Source organism: Pseudomonas sp. 3MA1, from assembly GCF_029237275.1.
Taxonomy (GTDB): Bacteria; Pseudomonadota; Gammaproteobacteria; order Pseudomonadales; family Pseudomonadaceae; genus Aquipseudomonas; species Aquipseudomonas fluorescens_AP.
On the sequence record NZ_JAACFX010000005.1, the window covers coordinates 40,710 to 63,267 of the forward strand.

Consider the following 22,558-nt stretch of genomic DNA (forward strand, 5'->3'; position numbering starts at 1 on the left):
ATTTCCCCCCTGAATAGGCTTCCTGTAGAGACCGCTCGGTTATGCAGCGGCCGTAAAGCCTGAATACGCGATCTTTCTGGAGGAACGAGGCGCAGCCTTTGGGGTGGCTGCGCCACCCAGCGGGAGCAAGCTCCCTCGCCACAACTGTTCTACAGGCCCTCCAGTTCGGCCATCAGGTCGCTCAGCCGATCCACTTTCTCCTCGCTGATTGCATTGGCCCCCAGGCCGTCGATGTAGGCGGCCAGTTCCTGCACCGTGCTGCATTCGAACATGGCCCGCAGCGGTACGTTGCGTTGCAGGGTTTTCTGCACCCGCGAGGCGATCTGGGTCGCCAGCAGGGAATGCCCGCCCAACTCGAAGAAGTTGTCGCGCACGCCCACCCGCTCGACCTTGAGCACCTCGGCCCAGATATCGGCCAGGGTTTGCTCCAGTTCATTGCCCGGCGCTTGATAGTCCTGGCTTTGCAACTGGCCGATCTCCAGGGCCGGCAGGGCCTTGCGATCGAGCTTGCCGTTGGCGTTGAGGGGCAGGCGCTGCAGCCACAGCCAGTGCAGCGGCACCATGTATTCCGGCAGCTCGGCGCGCAGACGCGGTTTGATCCGCTCCAGGCATTCGCTCGGGCTCAGGCTTGAGTCACTGGCCACCAGGTAGCCCACCAGATGCTTGCCGTTGACCCCTTCCTGCACGCCCACGGCGGCATCGCGCAGTTCCGGCTGTTCATGCAGGCGCGCTTCGATCTCGCCCAGCTCGATGCGGTAGCCGCGGATCTTCACCTGATGGTCGATCCGGCCAACGTATTCCAATACGCCGTCGCTGCGCCGGCGTGCCAGGTCGCCAGTGCGGTACAGGCGTTCGCCCGCCCCACCGAACGGATGGGGCACGAAGGCCAGCGCGGTACGCACTGGGTCGCTGACGTAGCCACGGCCGACACCGGTACCAGCCACGCACAACTCGCCGACGGCGCCCAGGGGCACCAGTTCCAGGGCTTCGTCCATCAGGTACAGCTGGTTGTTGTCGGTGGGCGTACCGATGGGCAGGTAGGCGCCCCGGGTCGAAGCCAGGTCCACCCGGAAGAAGGCCACGTCATCAGAACACTCCGCCGGACCGTAGGCGTTGACCAAACCGATCTGTGGATAACGCAGCAGCCATTGGTGCGCCAACTCCGGTGGCATGGCCTCGCCGGTGGGCAGCATCCAGCGCAGGCCATCCAGGGCAATGGCGTCCTGGGCGAGCATGCCCTGGATCAGCGACGGCACGCTCTCCAGCACGGTGATGCCCTGCTCCTGGACGTGAGCCAACAGGCCCTGGGGATCGTGGGCGATGGTGTTGGGCACGATGTCGACCCGGGCGCCGAACAGCGGTGCGGCAAGGAACTGCCAGACCGAAATGTCGAAGCTCTGGGACGCGGTCTGGGCGATCACGTCGGCTTCGCTCAGGTGCAGGTACGGTACCTTGCTCAGCTGGTTGTTGAGCATGCCGCGCTGCTCCACCATCACGCCCTTGGGCAGGCCGGTGGAGCCGGAGGTGTAGATCACGTAGGCGAGGTTGTCCGGCGCGCTGTAGCGGCCCGGATTGTGCTCGGTATGCCCAGCGGCTTGCAGCTCTTCCCAGACCAGCAGCCGTGGCCGTCCGGCACAGGCGAACTCGTCCAGCAGGGCCTGGGCCTGTTCGCGGCAGGCCGCGGTGCAGACCAGGATCGGCGTGCGGCTGAGCTCGATGATGCGCCCCAGGCGCTGGCTCGGCAGGCCCGGGTCCAGGGGCAGGTAGCCGGCCCCGGCCTTGAAGCTGCCGATGATCATGCCCAAGAGTTCCAGGCCGCGCTCGGCCAGCAGCGCCACCGGTTGGTCAAAGCCCACGCCGTTGGCGATCAAGGCATGGCCCAGGCGGTTGCTGTAGCGGTTCAACTCGGCGTAGCTGTAGCGCTGGTCCAGGCAACTGGCGGCGATGCGTTGCGGATGGGCCGCCACCTGGGCTTCAAACAGCTCCACGTAGCTGCGCTGCAGCGGGTACTCATGCTGGCTCTGGTTGCAGCCGGCCAGCAGGAAGTCCTGCTCCTCTTCACCCAGCAGCGGCAGTTCGGCCATGTCGCCATGCAAGCCCTGCATCAGCGCCAGCAGCAGGCGCTTGAACTCGCCGAGCAGGCGCTCGATGGTCGCCTGCTCGAAGTAGCGTTGGTCGTAGGACAGGTGCAGGCCCAGGTCATCCCCCGGGTAGCACACCGCGGTGATCGGGAAGTTGGTGTGGGTACGGCCGGAATCCGAACTGGCGTTCAGGCTCTGGGCGCGGTCCAGCACCGAGACTTCCACCGGGGCGTTCTCGAACACGAACAGGCTGTCGAACAGCGGCTGGCCCTTGGGCAGTTCGCTGCACTCCTGAATCGCCACCAGCGGCAGATACTCGTATTCGCGCAGTTGCATGTTGCTGTCGAGCAAGTCGCCGAGCCACTGGCGCACGCTGCAACGCTGGCCCTCCTCGGGCAGCTTGACCCGCAAGGCGATGCTGTTGATGAACAGACCGACGGTGCGTTGCATCTCCGGCATCTCCACCGGACGCCCGGCCACGGTGACGCCGAACAGCACGTCGCGATCGCCGCTCATGCGCCGCAGCACCAGGGCCCAGGCCGCCTGGGCGAAGGTGTTGACGGTCAGCTGATGCTGCTGCGCCAGCTCGCGCAGTTGCGCGCCGTCCCGGGCATCGAGGCGGGTGTAACAGTCGCCGACGATCATGCCGCCGCTGTCACCGGCGTGTTCACGCAGCAATGGCCGGTCGCTGGGGATCGGCGTGGTGCGTTCAAAGCCCTCAAGGTTCTGCCGCCACCACTGCCGCGCCTCGGACAGGCTCTGGTGTTGCAGCCAGCCGATGTAGTCGCGGTAACGCGGTGGCACCGCCAGCTGTGCCTCACGGCCTTCGCCGAGGGCGGTGTAGATCTCGAAGAAGTCGTTCATCAGCAGCGAGCGGCACCAGGCATCAATGAGGATGTGGTGGTTGCTCATCATGAACCAGTAACGGGCCGCGCCGACGCGGATCAGCCGTAGGTGGAACGGCGCCTGATTGAGCAGATCGAAACCGGCCTCGCGCTCCTGTTTGTGCAGGGCTTGCAGCTTGGGTTCCTGCTCGGCTTCGGGCACCGCGCTCCAGTCGAGAAACTCGATCGGGGTGCGGCCCGGCTTGTGGATAACCTGCAGCATGTCTTCGCCGACATTCCAGCAAAAAGACGCGCGCAAGGCCTCGTGGCGCGCCACCACCGCCTGCCAGGCCTGGGCGAAACGCTCCGGGTCCAGCTCGCTGTTGATGCGGTAGCGGTCCTGCATGTAATACAGGCCGGTGCCCGGCTCCAGCAGGGTGTGCAGCAGCATGCCCTCCTGCATCGGGGTCAGCGGGTAGACGTCTTCGATCTGCACAGCCGGCACCGGCAGGCCATCGAGCTGGGCCTGGGTCAGGCGCGCCAGGGGGAAGTCCGACGGCGTCAGGCCACCGGCATCGTCCTTCAGGCAATGAGCGATCAGGCTGTGCAGCTCGCCCAGGTAGGCGTCCGCCAGTTCGCCGATCAGCTCGGCGGCGAAACGTTCGCCGCTGTAAGTCCAGCGCAGCACCAGCTCGCCACCATAGACCTGGCTGTCGATGCTCAGCTCGTTGGGCAACGGTGCTTCCGGTGCATGGGTCGGACCAACGGACTCATCCAGCGGACGCAACAAGGCATCGGCGCCGAAGCTCTGGTCGAACTGGCCCAGGTAGTTGAAGGTCACCGGCGCCAGCGGCAGCGCCGCCAAAGCCTCGCGGCAGGCGTCATCGGCCAGGTAGCGCAGCACGCCATAACCCAGGCCCTTGTGCGGCACCGCTCGCAGTTGTTCCTTGATGGCCTTGATCGAGGCGCCCTGCCCGGCCGCTTCTTCCACTTGCAACGGGGTCAGGCGCAGCGGATAGGCGCTGGTGAACCAGCCGACGCTACGGGTCAGGTCGATCTCGTCGAACAGCGCCTCGCGGCCGTGGCCTTCCAGTTGCACCAGGGCCGAAGGCTGCCCGCTCCAGCGGCACAGCACCCGGGCCAGGGCGGTCAGCAGCAGGTCGTTGACCTGGGTGCGGTAGGCCGCCGGGGCCTGTTGCAGCAGTTGCCGGGTGCGCTCGGCATCCAGGGTCACGCTGTGGCTTTGGGCCTGCTGATGCTGCTGGCGGCCGGCGGCATTCAAGCCCGGCAATTGCGCGGCCGGGCCGGCCAGTTGCTGCTGCCACCAGTTCAGTTCTTCACGCAGGGATTCGCTGCCGGCATAGGCTTGCAGGCGGCTCGACCAGTCCCGCAGGGCGCTGGTCTTGGCCGGCAGGTTCAGGCTCTGTCCGGCTTGCAGCTGACGATAGGCGTTCTGCAAATCCTCCAGCAGCACGCGCCAGGACACGCCATCCACCACCAAATGGTGGATCGCCAGCAGCAAGCGCTGCTCGCCTTCCGGCCCGTCCACCAACACCGCCCGCAGCAGCGGCCCGTGTTCCAGGTCGAGGCTGCGCTGGGCATCGGCGAACAGCGCCTCGCAGGTGGCCATGGACGGCACCCGCACTTGCCACAGCACCGGCGCGTCGGACAGCGGCAGGTACTCGGCGCGCCACTGACCGTCCGCTTGAGAGAAACGCAGGCGCAGGGCGTCGTGCTGCTCCAGCACCGCCAGCAGCGCTTGCTCCAGCAGTTGTGCATCGAGCACGCCCAGCGGCTCCAGCAGCAGCGCCTGGTTCCAGTGCTGCGGCTGGGGAATACGGCTGTCGAAGAACCAGTGCTGGATCGGCGTCAGCGGCGCTTCGCCACTGAGCGGGCCCTGCTCGGCGCTGACACGCTGGCTGCGGCTCGCGACCCGCGCCAGGGTGTGCACGGTCTGATGCTGGAACAGGTCCCGCGGGGTGAAGTGAATCCCCAGCTGGCGGGCACGGCTGACCACCTGGATCGACAGGATCGAGTCGCCCCCCAGTTCGAAGAAGTTGTCGTTGAGGCCCACTTGCCGCACGTTCAGCACTTCGCCCCAGACCCTGGCCAGGGTCTGCTCCAGATCATTGCTCGGCGCCACGTACTGCTGGCGGTTGAGCTCCGGGTCCGGCAATGGCAGGGCGCGACGGTCGAGCTTGCCGTTGGCGGTCAGCGGCATGCTCTCCAGCAGGATCAGATGGGTCGGCACCATATAGTCCGGCAACTGGGTTTTCAGCTGCTGCTTGAGGGCTTCACGCAGGTTGGCCTGCTGCGCCTCGTTGTGCCCGGCCACCTCGGTCACCAGATAAGCGGCCAGCTGTTTGCCGGCCGGGGTGTCCAGGGCCAGCACCACCGCTTCACGCACGGCCGGATGATCCAGCAGACGGGTTTCGATCTCTCCCAGCTCGATGCGGAAACCGCGAATCTTCACCTGATGGTCGACCCGGCCGATGTACTCCAACTGGCCATCGGCGCACTGGCGCACCAGATCGCCGGTGCGATACAGGCGCCCGCCATCGCCGGCGAACGGGTCGGCCACGAAACGCTCGGCGCTCATCCCCGGGCGACGGTGATAACCCTGGGCCAGGCCGGCACCGCCGACATACAGCTCACCGGTCGCGCCGGGCGGCACCAGCGCCAGATCGGCATCGAGAATGTAAGCCACCCGCGCCCCGACAATGCGGCCGATGGGCACGCTGGCCACGCCTTCGGCCAACTGCTGCGGCGCCAGGCTGGCCAGGGGCATGACCACGGTTTCGGTGGGGCCGTAGGCGTTGAAGAACAGGCTCGGCTGGAAGGCCGCGCGAATGCGTTGCAGGTGTTCGCCGGTCAGGGCCTCGCCGCCGGTGATGCACATGCGCACTGGCAGGGTCTGCTGCTGGGTGGCCAGATGCTGGGCCAACTGGCTGCCGTAGCTCGGGGTGAAGCCGAGGATGCTGATGCGGTGCTGACGGATCAGTTGGCAGATTTCCTCGGCGTCCCACTGGCCCTGGGCCCGCAGTACCACCTGGGCGCCGCTGAGCAGCGGCACCAGCAGGCGCTCGGTGGCGGCGTCGAAGTTGATCGAATAGAAGTGCAGCTCGCAGTCGTCCGCGCGCATGCCGAAGCGGCGGATCACCGCCTGGCAGTGCATGGCGATTTCCCCGTGGGACACCACCACGCCCTTGGGTTGGCCGGTGGAACCGGAGGTGTAGATCAGGTACGCCTGATGCTGGGGCAGGCTGATAAAGGGCAATTCGCTGGCCGGGTAGTCGGCCAGCAACGCGCCGTCCTCCTCCAGGCACCAACGACCGACACTCGCCGGCAACTCACCCAGGGCGGCGAACATCCGCGCATCGCTCAGCAGCAAACCAATGCCGCTGTCTTCGATCATGTAGTGCAGGCGATCCAGGGGGTATTCCGGGTCCAGGGGCACGTAGGCGCCACCGGCCTTGAGGATCGCCAGCAGGCCGACGACCATCTCCAGGGAGCGCTCCAGGGCCAGGCCGACCCGCACTTGCGGGCCCACGCCACGCTCGCGCAGCATCCAGGCCAGACGGTTGGCGCGGCTGTCCAGTTCGCTGTAGCTCAGGGTCTGCCCGGCGAAGGTCAGGGCCGGGGCGTCGCGACGGGCCAGGGCCTGTTCGCTGAACAGGTGGTGGATGCACTGGTCCAGGCGCTGCTCGCCGGGCTCAACGCTCAGGCTGTCCAGCAGTTGTTGCTGTTCCTCGGCGTGCAGCAGCGGCAGTTCGCACAGGCGCCGTTGCGGATCGTCAATCAGGGCCTGCAGCAGGTTGCGCCAATGGGCGGCCATGCGCGCAATCCGCGGCTCATCGAACAGGTCGGTGCTGTAGGTCAGGCAGCAGCCCAGGCGTTGATCCAGGTCGGTGACTTCCAGGTTGAGGTCGAACTTGGTGGCCCGGGCATCGTTGACCAGGTAGTCCACGGTCATGCCCGCCAGTTGCCGGCTTTGCTGGAATTCCCAGCGCTGGACGTTGCACATCACCTGGAACAGCGGGTTGTAGGCGGTGCTGCGCGGCGGTTGCAAGGCTTCCACCAGTTGGTCGAAGGGCAGGTCCTGGTGCGACTGGCCCTCGATCACGGTGTGGCGCACCTGCTCCAGCAACTGGCCGACGCTCATCTGCCCGTCGAGCTGGCAACGCAGCACCTGGGTATTGAGGAAGGCGCCGATCAGCCCTTCGCTTTCCGGGCGGATGCGGTTGGCCACCGGCGCGCCGATGCGCAGGTCGCTCTGGCCGCTGTAGCGGTACAGCAGCACCGACAGTGCGGCGGTCATGGTCATGAACAGGGTCAGGCCGTGCTCGGCATTGAAGGCGCGCACCCGGGCCGCCAGTTCGTCGCTCAAATCGAAGCGGTACAGCTCGCCCTGGTGGCTTTGCACTGCGGGACGCGGCCGGTCGCTGGGCAGCTCCAGCAATGGGTGTTCGCGGCCCAGTTGCCCGGTCCAGTAGTCCAGCTGGCGCTGACGCTCGCCGGACTCCAGCCACTGGCGCTGCCACACGCTGTAGTCCAGGTACTGCACCGGCAAGGGTTCCAGCGGGGACTCGCGGTCGTCGAGGAAGGCTTCGTACAGCGCGCCCAGCTCGCGGGCGAAGATGTCCATGGCCCAGCCTTCGGTGACGATGTGGTGCAGGGTCAGGACGAAGTAGTGTTCCTGCTCGCCGGCCTTGACCAGGCAGGCACGCAGCAAGGGGCCGGTCTCCAGGTCGAAGGGCTGGTGCGCTTCGCTGTCCGCCAGTTGTTGCAGGCGTTGTTGCCGGGCATCCGGAGCCAGGGCCGAGAAGTCCTTCCAGGCCATGCGCAGGCCGGTGTCGGCCTGCACCTGCTGATGGGCCACGCCATTGACGCTGGGGAAAGTGGTGCGCAGGGTTTCGTGGCGCAGGATCAACGCTTGCAACGCGGCCTCGAAGCGCCCCACGTCTAGCACCCCGGACAGCCGCGCCATGCCGCCGACGTTGTAGGCCGGACTGTCGGGCTCCATCTGCCAGAGGAACCACATGCGCTGCTGGGAATAGGACAGCGGCACCGGCTGGCTGCGGTCGACCCGGGCAATCGGCGGCTGCTGGTTGCGCGCGCCGGACTGCTGGATCAGCAGCACCTGTTCGGCAAAGTCCCCCAGCTCGCTGGCTTCGAACAGCGCCCGCAGTGGCAGCTCGACGTCGCAGGCCTGGCGGGTGCGGGAAATGATCTGGGTGGCCAACAGCGAATGCCCGCCCAGGGCGAAGAAATCATCCTTGAGGCCGATCCGTGGCTGGCCCAGCACTTCGCGCCAGATCTGCGCGATCTGCCGCTCCAGATCGGTGCTCGGTTCGACGTGTTCGCGCACCTGCCATTGCGGCTCCGGCAGGGCCCGGCGATCCAGCTTGCCACTGGGGCTCAGGGGCATGGCCTCCAGGCGCAGCAGTTGCGCCGGCACCATGTACTCCGGCAGTTCGGCGGCCAGGGCGCTTGTCAGCCGAGCGCGTTGCTCGGTTTCATCTTCGTCGCTGGCCTGGGCGGTGTAGTAGCCGATCAACTGCGGGCCGGCGACGGTGTCGCGCACCAGCACCGCGGCCTGGGCCACGCCGTCCTGGGCCAGCAGCCGCGCTTCGATTTCCTGCGGCTCGACCCGAAAGCCCCGCAGCTTGACCTGCTGGTCGAGGCGGCCGAGGTATTCCAGCACGCCGTCGGCGCACCAGCGCACCCGATCGCCGGTGCGGTACAGGCGCGCGCCCTCCTCACTCAGGGGGTCGACCACAAAGCGTTCGGCGGTCAGCGCCGGGCGTCCCAGGTAACCCCGGGCCAGGCCCTGCCCACTGATGCACAGCTCGCCGGGCACCCCGACCGGCAGCAGGTTGAGTTCGGCATCCAGCACCCGGCACAGCACATTGCCCAACGGCCGGCCAATGGGCGAGCGCTCGCCGTCCTCCACCGAACACTGCCAATGGGTGACGTTGATCGCGGTTTCGGTAGGGCCGTAGCGGTTGTGCAGTTGCGCGTTCGGCAACAGCTGCAACAGCCGGTTGCGCAGTTCGGCGGGCAAGGCTTCGCCACCGGAGAACACCCGGCGCAGGCTGTGGCATTCGGCGCTCAGCGGCTCATCGACAAACAACTGCAACAGCGGCGGCACGAAGTGCAGCGTGGTCACGCCATATTCCCGTACCAGCTGGGCGATGCGATGGGGATCGCGGTGCTCGCCAGGGGCAGCGATCAGCAGGCGGCAACCAGTGATCAGCGGCCAGAAGCACTCCCACACCGACACGTCGAAGCTGATGGGGGCCTTCTGCATCAACACATCGTCGGCCTGCAATTGATAGCTGTCCTGCATCCATTGCAGGCGCTCCATCAAGGCACGATGAGTGTTGCCGACGCCCTTGGGCTGGCCGGTGGAACCGGAGGTGTAGATCACATAGGCCAGGTGCTCGCCATCCAGGTGCAGGCCCGGCGCGTGGCTCGGCCAGCTGTCGAGCTTGAGGCTGTCCAGGGCGATGGTGCTGATACCTGGGGCCTGGGGCATCTGGCCCAGCAGATGGGTCTGGGTCAGCAGCAGTTGCACGCCGCTGTCTTCGAGCATGTAGGCCAGGCGCTCGGCGGGGTAATCCGGGTCCAGGGGCACGTAGGCGCCGCCGGCCTTGATGATCGCCAACAGGCCGATCAGCAGTTGCGGCGAACGCTCGGCGGCGATGGCCACGCACACGTCCGGGCCGACGCCCTTGTCCCGCAGGTAATGGGCCAGGCGGTTGGCCTGGGCGTGGAGTTCGGCAAAGCTCAGTTGCCCGCCGTCCCAGAGCAGCACGGTGCGCTCCGGGGTCTGCTGCAGTTGTTCATGCAGGCGTTCCGGCAACCAGCGTTCGGCGCTCGCGCAAGGCGCCACGCTCCATTGTTGCAGTTGCGCCGCTTCCGCCTTGCCGAGCAACGGCAAGTCGCCCAGGGCGCTGTCCGGCTGCTGGCAGGCATGCTCCAGCAGGCTGATGAAGTGCTCGGCCAGACGCTCGATGGTCGCCGCGTCGAACAGCTCGTCGGCGTAGTCGAAGGCCAGGCTCAGGCGGCCGTTGCGGTCTTCCTCGCTGTGCAGTTGCAGGTCGAACTTGGCCTCGCGACTGTGCCACGGCAGCTCTTCGGCCAGCAGACCGGGCAGACGGCGCAAGGCGCTGAGGTCGCGCTGCTGGTGGTTGAACATGACCTGGAACAGGCCTTGCTCGCGGGCGTCGGGGAAGGCTTCGAGCAACTGTTCGAAAGGCAGGTCCTGGTGAGCCTGGGCCTCAAGGACGCTGCGACGGGTCTGTTGCAGCAGTTCGGCGAAGGTCTGGCGCCCATCCAGCTGGCCGCGCAGTACCTGGGTGTTGATGAAGAAGCCCAGCAGGCCCTGGGTTTCCAGGCGCGGGCGGTTGGCGTTGGGCACGCCGATGCGGATCTCGCTCTGCCCGCTGTAGCGGTGCAGCAGGGTCTGGAAGGTGGCCAGCAACAGCATGAACGGCGTGACCTGCCAGGCCTGGGCGGTCTGGCGCACGGCCTCGCTGAGGTTCACGCCGAGGCGCTGGCTGTGGCGCGCGGCGCTGTGGCGGATCTGGGCCGAACGCGGGTGATCGGTGGCCAGGTTGAGCACCGGGGCCTCGTCGGCCAGTTGCTGCTTCCAGTAGTCCAGCTGGCGCTGGCCTTCGCCCTGGGCCAGCCACTGGCGCTGCCAGCTGCCGTAGTCGGCGTATTGCAGGGCCAGGGGCGCCAGCTCCAGGCGCTGGCCCTGGACCGCGGCGGCGTAGAGCCGGGAGAACTCGTCGATCAGCACATTCAGCGACCAACCGTCGGCAATGATGTGGTGCAGGGTCAGCAGCAACTGGTGCTCTTCATCGTCCAGGCGGATCAGGGTCGCCCAGTACAGCGGGCCCCTTTCCAGGTCGAACTGGGTGCGCGCTTCGTCTTCGCGGATCTGCCGCGCCCGGGCTTCGCGCTCGGCCACAGGCAGGTCGCTGATATCGATCACCTGCAGGTTGAATTCGCCGGCGGCATCTACCTGTTGCAGGGCCTGGCCATCGCGCTCGAAGAACCGCGTGCGCAGCGCTTCGTGGCGTTGCAGCAGGTGCTGGAAGCTGCTGCGCAGGGCGTCTTCGTCCAGCTCACCGCGCAGGCGCAGGCCGCCGGGAATGTTGTAGGCGCTGCTCTGCGGGTCCAGTTGCCAGGTGATCCACAGGCGGTTCTGCGCCAGGGATTGGGGCAGCGGCTGCTGGCGCGACAGGGCCTGGATGCTGCCCTGGGCCACGCCGCCGTCCTGTTGCAGGCACGCCACGGCAGCGCTGAAGGCGCCCAGGGTCGGCGCTTCGAACAACAACCGCAGGCTCAGCTCCAGGCCCAGTTCCTCGCGCAGGCGGGCCGTGACCTGGGTGGCGGCAATCGAGTTGCCCCCCAGGAGGAAGAAGTGATCGTCGGCGGCCACTGCCGCGCATTGCAGTTGTTCCTGCCAGATCCGCCCGATCAGGGTTTGCAGCGCGTCACCCGTGCTTGCTACGGCGTCCGCTGTTGCGCTACCGGCCTGCGGGAACAGCGCGTAATGATCCAGGCTGCCATCGGCCAACCGTGTGCGGCAGGCGGAACGCTGCAACTTGCCGCTGGAGGTTTTCGGCAGGGCCCCGGGGTTGAGCAGCACCACCACGCTGGGGGCTTCCTGGCAGGCTTCGGCCACGGCCTGGCGGATGGCCTTGATCAGCGCTTCGGGGGGCAGGATCTTCTGCACGCTGCGGCTGATTTCTGCGGCGATGCCAATGCCTTCCTGGCCCTGGTCGCTGACCGCGAACGCCGCCACCCGGCCCTTGCGCACCACTTCCACTTCGCGCTCGATGGTTTTTTCAATGTCCTGGGGATACAGGTTGTGCCCGCGCACGATCAGCAGGTCCTTCAGGCGCCCGGTGATGAACAGTTCGCCGTCACGCAGGAAACCCAGGTCGCCGGTGCGCAGCCAGGTGCGGCCGGCGTGCTGGACAAAGGTCTTGGCCGTGGCCTCGGGATTGCGCCAGTAGCCGTGGGCAATGCTCGGCCCGGCGGCCCAGACTTCGCCGATGCGGTTGTCAGGCAATTCGCCGAGCTGCTGTGGGTCCATCACCAGCACCGCGTGCTCAGGCTGGCTGAAACCGCAACTCATCATGGCGCTGCCCGGCCCCGGCTCGGCGCGGTTCTGCGCCAGGGCCTGGTCGTCCAGGCGCAGGGCCGGGATGCCCTGGCCGCGCACGCCACCGGCGACGAACAGGGTGGCTTCAGCCAGACCGTAGGACGCGAGGAAATGCTGCTCGCTGAAACCGCAGGCGCTGAACTTCTCGGCAAAGCCTTCCAGGGTGTCGAGGCGGATTGGCTCGGAACCGGAATAGGCCACGCGCCAGCGGCTGAGGTCGAGGTGCTCCAGGGCCGATTCGCTGACCCGCTCGCTGCACAGGCGGTAGGCGAAATCCGGACCGCCGCTGATGGTGCCGCCGTATTCGCTGATCGCTTCCAGCCAGCGCACCGGCCGGGCCAGGAAATAGGCCGGCGACATCAGCACGCAGGGCACGCCACTGAAGATCGGTTGCAGCAGGCCGCCGATCAGGCCCATGTCGTGGTACAGCGGCAGCCAGCTGACGATCACGTCGTCCGGGTTGAGGTCGATGCCGAAACCACGGCGGATCAGCAGTTCGTTGGCCACCAGGTTGCCGTGGCTGACCTGCACGCCCTTGGGCAGCGCGGTGGAGCCGGAGGTGTATTGCAGGAAGGCTATGTCGTGGTCCTTAAGCTCAACCGCCTGCCAGTCTTCGGCCAGCCCGGCGTCCAGGGTGTCCACACAGAGCAGTTGCGGCGCGCCCGCGGCCTTGAGTTCGTCCATCTGCAACAGCGCATCGCGCAGCCCGGCGCTGGTCAGCAACAGCCGTGGCTCGGCGTCGGCCAGGATCGACAGCAGCCGCTCCTGGTGATGACGCCGTGTGGACTCTGGCGGGTAGGCCGGCACTGCGATCACCCCGGCGTACAGGCAACCGAAGAACGCCGCGACGTAGTCCGGGCCACTGGGGAACAGCAGCACCGCGCGATCACCGAATTCGGCATTGGCTTGCAGGGCCGCGGCAATGGTCCGCGCACGAAGATCCAGGTCCCGGTAACTGAGGACCACGCTCTGCTCCTGCTCTTGGGCGAGAAACCGCAACGCCACTTGATCAGGGGCCAGGACTGCCCGGCGTTGAAGGGCTTGGGCCAGGGTGCTGGGGAGTTCGAACGCGTCCGTCATGGGGTTTCCTGCCAGGAGTGTGCTTGCGATGGAGGGCGGGCCCTGCCCAGCCATGCCCCTGGCAACCCACTTAAAAATCAACGGGTTGGCAACAGGTCATAGGCATCCGCAAGGCGCCGCGCCCGGGCTTGCTGCCCGGAATCTTTCTCCCATGGGAACGGATGACCTCGGCAAATAATTAGTCCCCATGGGCCCTGGCAAGACCCGCTCCGCCCCCTGAATGAGCCGCTGTTCTCAATCTGCACCGCTAGAGAGCATTAGTTCTTTTTCTCAATTGACAATCATTATCATTCAGCCTAATTTGTCGCTCGATGTGTAGGACGGGTCAGATTTTTCTGGCGTCCCACTTACCTCTTTGCAACAAGGTGATTTCCATGACGGAACCAGTATCCACAAGCAGGTGCGATTCACCGTTACTCCAGGCTTTTGTCGACAACCGTCTGATCCTAGTGAAGATCGCAGCCCGGATTACCGGCTGCCGGTCCCGGGCTGAAGACGTGGTCCAGGACGCCTTTTTCCGCCTGCAGTCGGCCCCGCAAATCACCTCCTCGTTCAAGGCCCAGCTCAGCTATCTGTTCCAGATCGTGCGCAATCTGGCCATCGACCATTACCGCAAGCAGGCACTGGAGCTGAAGTATTCAGGCACTGAAGAAGAAGGCTTGAATGTGGTGATTCATGGCGCTTCGCCCGAAACCTCGCACATGAACTTTTCCACCCTGGAACACATTGCCGATGCCCTGACCGAGCTGCCCAGTCGCACCCGCTATGCCTTCGAGATGTATCGCCTGCACGGCGTGCCGCAAAAGGACATCGCCAAGGAACTGGGGGTTTCGCCGACCCTGGTCAACTTCATGATTCGCGATGCCCTGGTGCATTGCCGCAAAGTCTCGGGCAATCGCCCCGACACCTTCGCCAGGCGCTGAGCGCCGCTCATCCTTCCAGCAGGCCACTGCGCCCCAGCACCAGCAACGCGGCACGTTTGTGCACAAGATCGAAGTCCTGCCGGCAGTACCGACAACGGTTTTGCCCGGCACAGGCATCGACGTGGGCGAACGCCGGTGGCGGCGTGCCCGGCGGGTCCAGGTACAGCGCGTGCACCTGGGCCGACAGCCAGAACGCCAGTTGATCCTGCCGTTCGGCCTGGGGGCCCAGTGCCATGGACTCCTGGCCCCGGCCCGGCCATGCCGGGAACAACCGGCACCGGGCGCCGACCTCATCGATGCCCGACAGCGCAGCCGCCGACAGGGCCTGGACACTCAGCGGACTTACAAGGGACATGGCAGGCCTCAGCGTCAAAGGGCATTCAAGCAAGTGACGTGGACCGGCGGGAGAAATTTAGGCGCGCCCTTGAGGGAGCCCGGGCAGCCCCCGGGGTTCAGGCGTGGGGCACGGGCATCACGACGATGCGGTAGGGATCGAAGATTTTGCGCAACTGGCCGTTGGCCCGCAGTGTTTGCAGCAGCCCGGCAAAGTCTTCGGCGCTGATCGGCGCCTGGGGCCGGATCAGGCTGTAGTGGTGGTAGACCTGATCGATGCGCTGGGACACCAGCAACTGGTCATTGTTCTCGGCATTGCGGACCAGAAAGTCGCTGAGGTAGGAGCGGGTCACCAGGGCAATGTCCGCCCTGCCCCGCAGGACCATCAGCAGGTTGCTGTCGTGGGAATAGGTGAGCGTGGCGTTGTAGGTGTCGGCCAGGTACTTGGGGTCGGCGTTGAACTGGGCAAAGGCGTAGTGATAGCCGCTGAACAGTGCCAGGCGCTTGCCCTTGAGGTCGGCGAAATATTCCTGGCCGCGGCCAGGCTGGCGCTGGGCGACGAAGATCTCCGCATCCTCCAGGCCCATGTCGACACTGGTGTGGTCAATGTCCTTCCAGCCCCAGGCCGGGTTCTCGAAGATCGCCAGGTCGACCCGGCCTTGTTCGAAATCGCGAAAACGCCGGGGAATCGAGGTCGGCACCAAGACGAACTGGTACTTGTTCTGGGACTGGTTCAGGGCCTCCACCAACTGCGGCAGCAAGCCGGTGTCGGCACCGGTTTCAGGACGGATGGTGTAGGGCGGAAAATGCGCCGCCGCGACCCGTACCAGCTGCGCCGAGAAGACCGGACAGACCCAAAGGGTTACCAGCGCCAGCAAAAGCATTCGCAAGGCTGATCGCAACGACAAGGAGATCAAGGCAACCCACCTCGGACAATAGAAAAAGAATGCTCTAAAGCTAGGCGCTTTAAGGCTCGTCGACAATGTTGCACTGCAGATTCAATCGGCGTGCGAATGATCCTTGAGCACCAGCAGCAGAGCCTCCTCGGCCAACTGCTCCAGGGTCATGCTGCCCTGGGCCCGAAACCAGGTGGTGGTCCAGGACAAGGCGCCGGTGAGAAAGCGCCGGGTGATGAACACATCGCCCTTGATAAACCCGGCGGCCTTGGCCTCCCCCAGCACCTGGAGCCAGATCTGTTCATAGATGTCGCGCAGGGCCAGCACCTCGGCCTGACCTTGTGCGGACAGCGAACGCCATTCGTACACCAGCACCGCCATGGCTTCGCCGCTGCCGCCCATGATCGATTGCAGTTCGCAGCGGATCAGCGCCAGCACCCGCTCACGCACGCTGCCGGCCTCGGCCAGCTCGGCGCGCATCAGGGCGGTGTTGTAGTGGATGGTTTCCTGCATCACCGCCCGCAGGATGTCGTCCTTGCTCTTGAAGTGGTGAAAGATGCTGCCGGACTGGATGCCCACCGCGCTGGCCAGGTCGCGCACCGTGGTGCGTTCGTAGCCCTTGTTGCGAAACAGATGGGCGGCGGTCTGCAACAGTTTGCCCCGGGCACTGTCGGGATCGGTCACTTGCCCGCTGGCAATCAGCTCGCGTACCACCTGCAAGGCTTTTTGCTCGTCCACCGGTGTTCTCCTAGCGTCACTTCATCAAGAGCCCAGCCTGAAACCGGCTGTAGCGCGCGCAATTTAAGCCCCCCGGGATCACCAAGCAAGCGCTTGGGCAGAAGAATCCATCGGCCCATTTACAAACCAAGCGCTTGCTTGGTAGCCTCCTCGCAGTTCTTTTTCCGAGAGCCCTGCCATGACCAAGACCGTACGAATCGGCTGCGCCAGCGCCTTCTGGGGCGACACCAGCAGTGCCGCCGCGCAACTGGTGCAAGGCGGACGCCTGGATTACCTGGTGTTCGACTACCTGGCCGAGATCACGCTGTCGATCATGGCCGGGGCACGCATGAAGGACCCGAACGCCGGTTACGCCACGGACTTCGTCGAGGTGCTCACGCCCTTGCTGGGCTCGATCCATGCACAGAAGATCCGCGTCATCAGCAATGCCGGCGGGGTCAATCCCCAAGCCTGTGCGAGTGCCCTGCGCGCCGCCTGCGAGCAGGCCGGGGTGCCGCTGAAGATCGCCGTACTGCTGGGGGACGACCTGCAACCACAGTTCAAGCAACTGGCCGGCGCCGGCATCGAGGAAATGTTCAGCGGCGCGCCCCTGCCGCCGATGTGCGTCTCCATCAATGCCTACCTTGGCGCCCCGGGCATCGTCGAAGCCCTGGGCCTGGGGGCGGATATCGTGATCACCGGGCGCGGCGTCGACAGCGCGGTGGTCAGCGCCGCCCTGGTCCACGAGTTCAAGTGGTCCTGGCAGGACTACGACCGCCTGGCCCAGGCCGCCCTGGCCGGGCACATCATCGAATGCGGCGCCCAGTGCACCGGCGGCAACTTCACCGATTGGCACGAGGTGCCGGACTACGAGCACATCGGCTTTCCCATCGTCGAAGTCGACGCCGACGGCCAGTTCGTGGTCAGCAAGGCGCCAGGCAGCGGCGGGCTGATCAGCCCGCTGACGGTTGGCGAACAACTGTTGTACGAAATCGGCAATCCACAGGCTTACCTGCTTCCGGATGTGGTGTGCGATTTCTCCGAGGTGCAACTGCACCAGCAGGCGCCGAACGAGGTCAGGGTCCAGGGCGCCAAGGGCCTGCCCCCCAGCCATCAGTACAAGGTCAGCGCCACCTACCCCGACGGCTTCCGCTGCACCGCCAGTTGCCTGATGGCCGGGATCGATGCGGTGGCCAAGGCGCACCGGGTCAGCCGGGCGATCATCGACAAGACCCGCGAGATGTTCGCCCAGCGTGGCTGGCCGGACTACAGCGAAGTCAATATCGAGCTGCTGGGCAGCGAAGCCACCTACGGTCCCCACGGCCGCCGCCAGGACAGCCGCGAAGTGGTGATCAAGCTGGCGGTGCGCCATCCGCACAAGGCGGCGCTGGTGCTGTTCTCCCGGGAAATCGCCCAGGCCGCCACCGGCATGGCCCCCGGCCTGACCGGAATTGTCGGCGGGCGGCCCACGGTCTATCCGGTCATCCGCCTGTTCTCGTTCCTGCTGGACAAGGACGCCTGCCACCTGGAAATCGACCTCGCCGGCCAGCGTCATCCCTGCGCCCTGCCCGAAGTCGACCGCCTGGACGCCAGCGCCCTGCCCGCCGCGCATTCACTGCCCAAGCCCCAAGGCCGCCCCGATGCCAGCGTGCCCCTGATCAAGCTGGCGGTGGCGCGCTCCGGCGACAAGGGCAACCACAGCAACATCGGCGTGCTGGCGCGTCATCCCGACTACTTGCCGTGGATCGCCGAAGCCCTGACTCCGGAGGTGCTGGCGGACTGGATGGGCCACGTGCTGGACCCGGTTCACGGCCGCGTGCAGCGCTGGTACCTGCCGGGCACTCACAGCCTCAACTTCCTGCTGGAAAACGCCCTGGGCGGCGGCGGTGTCGCCAGCCTGCGCATCGACCCGCAAGGCAAGGCCTTCGCCCAGCAATTGCTGGAGATCCAGATCCCGGTGCCGCAGCGCATCGCCGACGCCGTCAATTAAAGGAGTGGCCGTGGTGTACGACTCGATTTTCAAAGACCGATTGTTTGCCGGCCAGACCGTCATCGTCACCGGCGGCGGCAGTGGCATCGGCCGCTGCACCGCCCACGAACTGGCGGCCCTCGGCGCCCGGGTGCTGCTGGTGGGGCGCAAGGCGGAAAAACTGCAGAAGGTCGCAGGCGAGATTGCCGAAGACGGCGGCCTGGCCCACTGGCAGGCCTGCGACATTCGCGACGAGGACGCGGTCAAGGCCCTGGTGGCGCAGTTGATCGAGGACTTTGGGCCGATCCACGGCCTGGTGAACAATGCCGGCGGCCAGTACCCGGCGCCGCTGGCCTCGATCAACCAGAAAGGCTTCGAAACCGTGCTGCGCACCAACCTGGTGGGCGGTTTCCTCATGGCCCGGGAAGTGTTCAACCAGTCCATGAGTCGCCACGGCGGGAGCATCGTCAACATGCTCGCCGACATGTGGGGCGGCATGCCCGGCATGGGCCACTCCGGCGCGGCCCGCTCGGGGATGGACAACTTCACCAAGACTGCCGCCTACGAATGGGGCCATGCCGGGGTTCGGGTCAACGCCGTGGCGCCGGGCTGGATCGCCTCCAGCGGCATGGACACGTATGAAGGCGCGTTCAAGGCGGTGATCCCCACCCTGCGCGAGCACGTGCCGCTCAAGCGCATTGGCACGGAATCGGAAGTCAGCGCAGCCATTGTCTTTCTGCTCAGCCCCGGCGCGGCCTTTATCAGCGGCAGCACCCTGCGCATCGATGGCGCAGCCAGCCTCGGCAGCCGGGCCTGGCCGTTGAGCAAGGCGCGCAACAGTGAGTCGTACAACGGTTTTCACCGGGCCTACCTGCCCGATGTGCTCAAGGGCGAGGAATAAGTCATGCCGGTGATCCAGTCCCAGCTCGATCCCCACAGCCCGTCGTTCGCCGAGAACCGCGACGCGATGCTGGCGGGCCTGCAACAGGTGCAGCAATTGCAGCAAGACCTGTTGAACAAGGCGGCCGAGGCCAAGGCCAAGTTCGACCAGCGCGGCCAGTTGCTGCCCCGGGAGCGCCTCAACCTGCTGCTGGACCCCGGCGCGCCCTTTCTCGAACTGGCCAGCCTGGCCGGCTACAAGCTGCACGACGACAAGGACGGCAGCCAGGCCGGCGGCGGGCTGATCGCCGGCATCGGTTATGTGTGCGGGGTGCGCATGCTGGTGGTGGCCAACAACAGCGCGATCAAGGGCGGGACCATCTCCCCCAGCGGCCTGAAGAAGTCCCTGCGCCTGCAACAGATCGCCATGGAGAACAAGCTGCCGGTGGTGACCCTGGCGGAAAGCGGTGGCGCCAACCTCAACTACGCCGCGGAAATCTTCGTCGAGGGCGCGCGCAGTTTCGCCAATCAGGCACGGATGTCGGCCATGGGCCTGCCGCAGATCACCGTGGTCCACGGCTCGGCCACCGCCGGTGGCGCCTATCAGCCCGGGCTCTCGGATTACGTGGTGGTGGTGCGCGGCAAGGCCAAGCTGTTTCTCGCCGGGCCGCCGCTGCTCAAGGCCGCCACCGGTGAAGTGGCCACCGACGAACAACTGGGGGGCGCCGAGATGCACGCCCAGGTCGCCGGCACCGCCGAGTACCTGGCGCAGAACGATGCCGACGGCATCCGCATCGTCCGCGAGATCGTCAGCCTGCTGCCGTGGAATGCCCAATTGCCGGTGCAGCCGGCGCGGACCTGGAACGAACCGCTGTACCCCATCGACGAGTTGCTGGGGCTGATTCCCTTTGACCCGAAAAAGCCCTACGACGCCCGGGAAATCGTCGCGCGCCTGGCGGACGGTTCGCAGTTTCTGGAGTTCAAGGGCGAGTTCGACGCCCAGACCCTGTGCGGCCATTTGCAGATCCAGGGCCGGGCCTGCGGCTTTATCGGCAACAACGGCCCGATCACGCCCCAGGGTGCGAGCAAGGCCGCGCAGTTCATCCAGCTGTGCGACCAGAGCCGCACGCCGTTGCTGTTCTTCCACAACACCACCGGGTTCATGGTGGGCACCGAATCCGAGCAGCAAGGGGTGATCAAGCACGGGGCGAAGATGATCCAGGCGGTGGCCAATGCCCGGGTGCCGAAGCTGACCATCGTCGTCGGCGGCTCCTACGGCGCCGGTAACTACGCAATGTGCGGTCGCGGCCTGGATCCGCGCTTCATCTTCGCCTGGCCCACCAGCCGCACCGCGGTGATGGGCGGCGCCCAGGCCGGCAAGGTGCTGCGCATCGTCACCGAGGCCAAGCATGCGAAGAACGGCCAGGAAGCCGACCCGAAGATGCTCGACATGCTGGAGCAGGTCACCGCGCAGAAACTCGACAGCCAGTCCACGGCCTTGTACGGCAGCGCCAACCTGTGGGACGACGGGCTGATCGACCCCCGGGATACCCGCACCCTGCTGGGCTACCTGCTGGATATCTGCCATGAGGCCGACGCCCGCACCTTGCAGCCCAACAGTTTCGGCGTGGCGCGGTTTTAAAAGAGCCTTTCGCGGTCTGACCCCACTTGAAGGAGAACCCCATGATCTTCACCCAGGAACACGAAGAACTGCGGCGCACGGTGCGCCATTTTGTCGACCGCGAGATCAACCCCCATGTCGAGGAATGGGAGAAGGCCGGGCGCTTTCCCATCCACGAGATTTTCCGCAAGGCCGGCGAGCTGGGGCTGCTGGGCATCTCCAAACCGGAAAAATTCGGCGGCATGGGCCTGGACTACAGCTACTCGATCGTCGCCGCCGAGGAGTTCGGCACCATTCATTGCGGCGGCATTCCCATGTCCATCGGCGTGCAGACCGACATGTGCACCCCAGCCCTGGCACGCTTCGGCTCCGATGAGCTGCGCGAGCAATTCCTGCGCCCGGCCATCAGCGGCGAGCAGGTGGGCTGCATCGGCGTCTCCGAGGTCGGCGCCGGCTCCGATGTCGCCGGGCTCAAGACCCATGCGCGCAAGGACGGCGACGACTACGTGATCAACGGCAGCAAGATGTGGATCACCAACTCCCCCAGCGCCGACTTCATCTGCCTGTTGGCCAATACCTCGGACGACAAGCCGCACATCAACAAGTCGCTGATCATGGTGCCGATGAACACCCCGGGCATCAGCCTCAGTTCGCACCTGGACAAGCTTGGCATGCGCAGCTCGGAAACCGCCCAGGTGTTCTTCGACAATGTGCGGGTGCCCCAGCGCAACCGCATCGGCCATGAAGGCGCGGGCTTCATGATGCAGATGCTGCAGTTCCAGGAGGAACGGCTGTTCGGCGCGGCGAACATGCTCAAGGGCCTGGAGTACTGCGTCGACAGCACCATCGAATACTGCAAGGAGCGCAAGACCTTCGGCAGCCCGTTGATCGACAACCAGGTGATCCACTTCCGCCTGGCCGAACTGTCCACCGAGATCGAGTGCCTGCGGGCCCTGGTCTACCAGGCCACCGAGCAGTACGTGCGCGGCCAGGACGTGACCCGCCTGGCCTCCATGGCCAAGCTCAAGGCCGGGCGCCTGGGCCGCGAGATCAGCGACAGCTGCCTGCAGTACTGGGGCGGCATGGGCTTTATGTGGGACAACCCGGTGGCCCGGGCCTATCGCGATGTGCGCCTGGTGTCCATTGGCGGCGGCGCCGACGAGATCATGCTGGGGATCATCTGCAAACTCATGGGCATCCTGCCGGGGAAAAAGAAATGAGCCCGCTGCCGACCTGCCAGACCCTGCTGCTGGAGCTGCACAACGGCGTGCTGTCCATCCGCCTCAACCGCCCCGAGAGCCGCAATGCCATGAGCCTGCAGATGGTTGCGGAACTGCGCACGGTGATGGCCGCGGTCCGTGACCGCAGGAACATCCGCGCCCTGGTCCTGCGTGGCGTTGGCGGCCACTTCTGCGCCGGCGGCGACCTCAAGGACATGGCCGGCGCCCGCGCCCACGGCAGCAGCGCCTACCGCGACTTGAACCGGGCCTTCGGCGCCCTGCTGGAAGAAGCGCAACGGGTGCCCCAGGTGCTGATCTGCCTGCTGCAAGGGGCGGTGCTGGGCGGCGGCTTCGGCCTGGCCTGTGTCAGCGACATCGCCATTGCCGAGCAATCGGCGCAGTTCGGCATGCCGGAAACCAGCCTCGGTCTGCTGCCGGCGCAAATCGCCCCGTTCGTGGTGCAGCGCATCGGCCTGACCCAGGCCCGGCGCCTGACCCTGACCGCCGCCCGCTTCGACGGTGCCGAGGCCCTGCGCCTGGGGCTGGTGCACTTTGTCGAGCCCGATGCCCAGGCCCTGCAGGAGCGCCTGGAGCAGCAACTGGCCCAGGTACTGCGCTGCGCTCCCGGGGCCAATGCGGCGACCAAGGCCCTGCTGCTGGCCAGTGTCGAACAGCCCCGGGGCCCGTTGCTGGATCAGGCCGCCAGCGACTTCGCCAATGCGGTCATGGGCGAAGAAGGCGTCGAGGGCACCCTGGCATTCGTGCAGAAGCGCCAACCGGCCTGGGCCAGCTGACACCGTGTAGAAGCCGGCTCGCCGGCCAACGCCCCCCACC

Annotated in this window: 10 protein-coding genes; 6 read left to right on the forward strand and 4 right to left on the reverse strand. The window is 66.2% G+C overall.

Annotation, left to right across the window (positions count from 1 at the left end):
• Window positions 1-149: 149 nt before the first annotated feature.
• On the reverse strand, window positions 150-13,166 hold the full coding sequence (locus tag GWQ44_RS15780) for a non-ribosomal peptide synthetase (RefSeq protein WP_275927744.1): 13,017 nt from the start codon (window positions 13,164-13,166) through the stop codon (window positions 150-152).
• Between the two features lie 374 nt (window positions 13,167-13,540).
• Here GWQ44_RS15780 and GWQ44_RS15785 point away from each other — a divergent pair, with 374 nt between their 5' ends.
• On the forward strand, window positions 13,541-14,089 hold the full coding sequence (locus GWQ44_RS15785; protein WP_016966439.1) for an RNA polymerase factor sigma-70: 549 nt from the start codon (window positions 13,541-13,543) through the stop codon (window positions 14,087-14,089).
• Window positions 14,090-14,096: 7 nt separating this feature from the next.
• Here the strand turns inward: GWQ44_RS15785 and GWQ44_RS15790 are convergent, their stop codons facing one another.
• The 3 genes from GWQ44_RS15790 to GWQ44_RS15800 form a co-directional block, all read right to left on the reverse strand.
• On the reverse strand, window positions 14,097-14,444 hold the full coding sequence (locus GWQ44_RS15790) for a pyoverdine biosynthesis protein (RefSeq protein WP_103739975.1): 348 nt from the start codon (window positions 14,442-14,444) through the stop codon (window positions 14,097-14,099).
• A 97-nt stretch (window positions 14,445-14,541) separates the two neighbouring features.
• Window positions 14,542-15,336 carry an ABC transporter substrate-binding protein gene (locus GWQ44_RS15795; RefSeq protein ID WP_275927866.1) on the reverse strand — a complete coding sequence of 265 codons (795 nt, stop codon included), beginning with the start codon at window positions 15,334-15,336 and terminating at the stop codon, window positions 14,542-14,544.
• An 84-nt stretch (window positions 15,337-15,420) separates the two neighbouring features.
• Window positions 15,421-16,056 (reverse strand): TetR/AcrR family transcriptional regulator, encoded by a 636-nt coding sequence (locus GWQ44_RS15800; protein ID WP_275927745.1) that lies wholly within the window; start codon window positions 16,054-16,056, stop codon window positions 15,421-15,423.
• Window positions 16,057-16,234: 178 nt separating this feature from the next.
• On the opposite strand from GWQ44_RS15800, the gene GWQ44_RS15805 reads away from it, so the two are divergent.
• Genes GWQ44_RS15805 through GWQ44_RS15825 form a run of 5 tightly spaced genes read left to right on the forward strand, consistent with a single transcriptional unit; the run spans window position 16,235 to window position 22,518 of the window.
• Window positions 16,235-18,025, forward strand: coding sequence for an acyclic terpene utilization AtuA family protein (locus GWQ44_RS15805; RefSeq protein ID WP_275927746.1), 1,791 nt, complete (start codon window positions 16,235-16,237; stop codon window positions 18,023-18,025).
• 10 nt (window positions 18,026-18,035) lie between these two features.
• Window positions 18,036-18,905 carry an SDR family oxidoreductase gene (locus GWQ44_RS15810; RefSeq protein WP_275927747.1) on the forward strand — a complete coding sequence of 290 codons (870 nt, stop codon included), beginning with the start codon at window positions 18,036-18,038 and terminating at the stop codon, window positions 18,903-18,905.
• A 3-nt stretch (window positions 18,906-18,908) separates the two neighbouring features.
• A complete protein-coding gene (atuC, locus tag GWQ44_RS15815) occupies window positions 18,909-20,525 on the forward strand; it encodes a geranyl-CoA carboxylase subunit beta (RefSeq protein WP_275927748.1) in 1,617 nt (538 codons plus the stop codon).
• A gap of 41 nt (window positions 20,526-20,566) precedes the next feature.
• Window positions 20,567-21,724, forward strand: a complete 1,158-nt coding sequence (atuD, locus tag GWQ44_RS15820; protein WP_275927749.1) for a citronellyl-CoA dehydrogenase — start codon at window positions 20,567-20,569, stop codon at window positions 21,722-21,724.
• The gene (locus GWQ44_RS15825; RefSeq protein ID WP_275927750.1) at window positions 21,721-22,518 is read left to right on the forward strand and encodes an enoyl-CoA hydratase-related protein; all 798 of its coding nucleotides are present in this window, start codon (window positions 21,721-21,723) and stop codon (window positions 22,516-22,518) included. The genes atuD and GWQ44_RS15825 overlap by 4 nt, the downstream gene beginning before the upstream one ends.
• Window positions 22,519-22,558 lie beyond the last annotated feature (40 nt).

Excerpts from the sequence above, each read along its gene's own strand:
- GWQ44_RS15780 (WP_275927744.1), bottom strand. The coding sequence starts at position 13,166 with ATGACGGACGCGTTCGAACTCCCCAGCACCCTGGCCCAAGCCCTTCAA.
- GWQ44_RS15785 (WP_016966439.1), top strand. The coding sequence starts at position 13,541 with ATGACGGAACCAGTATCCACAAGCAGGTGCGATTCACCGTTACTCCAG.
- GWQ44_RS15790 (WP_103739975.1), bottom strand. The coding sequence starts at position 14,444 with ATGTCCCTTGTAAGTCCGCTGAGTGTCCAGGCCCTGTCGGCGGCTGCG.
- GWQ44_RS15805 (WP_275927746.1), top strand. The coding sequence starts at position 16,235 with ATGACCAAGACCGTACGAATCGGCTGCGCCAGCGCCTTCTGGGGCGAC.
- atuC (WP_275927748.1), top strand. The coding sequence starts at position 18,909 with ATGCCGGTGATCCAGTCCCAGCTCGATCCCCACAGCCCGTCGTTCGCC.
- atuD (WP_275927749.1), top strand. The coding sequence starts at position 20,567 with ATGATCTTCACCCAGGAACACGAAGAACTGCGGCGCACGGTGCGCCAT.
- GWQ44_RS15825 (WP_275927750.1), top strand. The coding sequence starts at position 21,721 with ATGAGCCCGCTGCCGACCTGCCAGACCCTGCTGCTGGAGCTGCACAAC.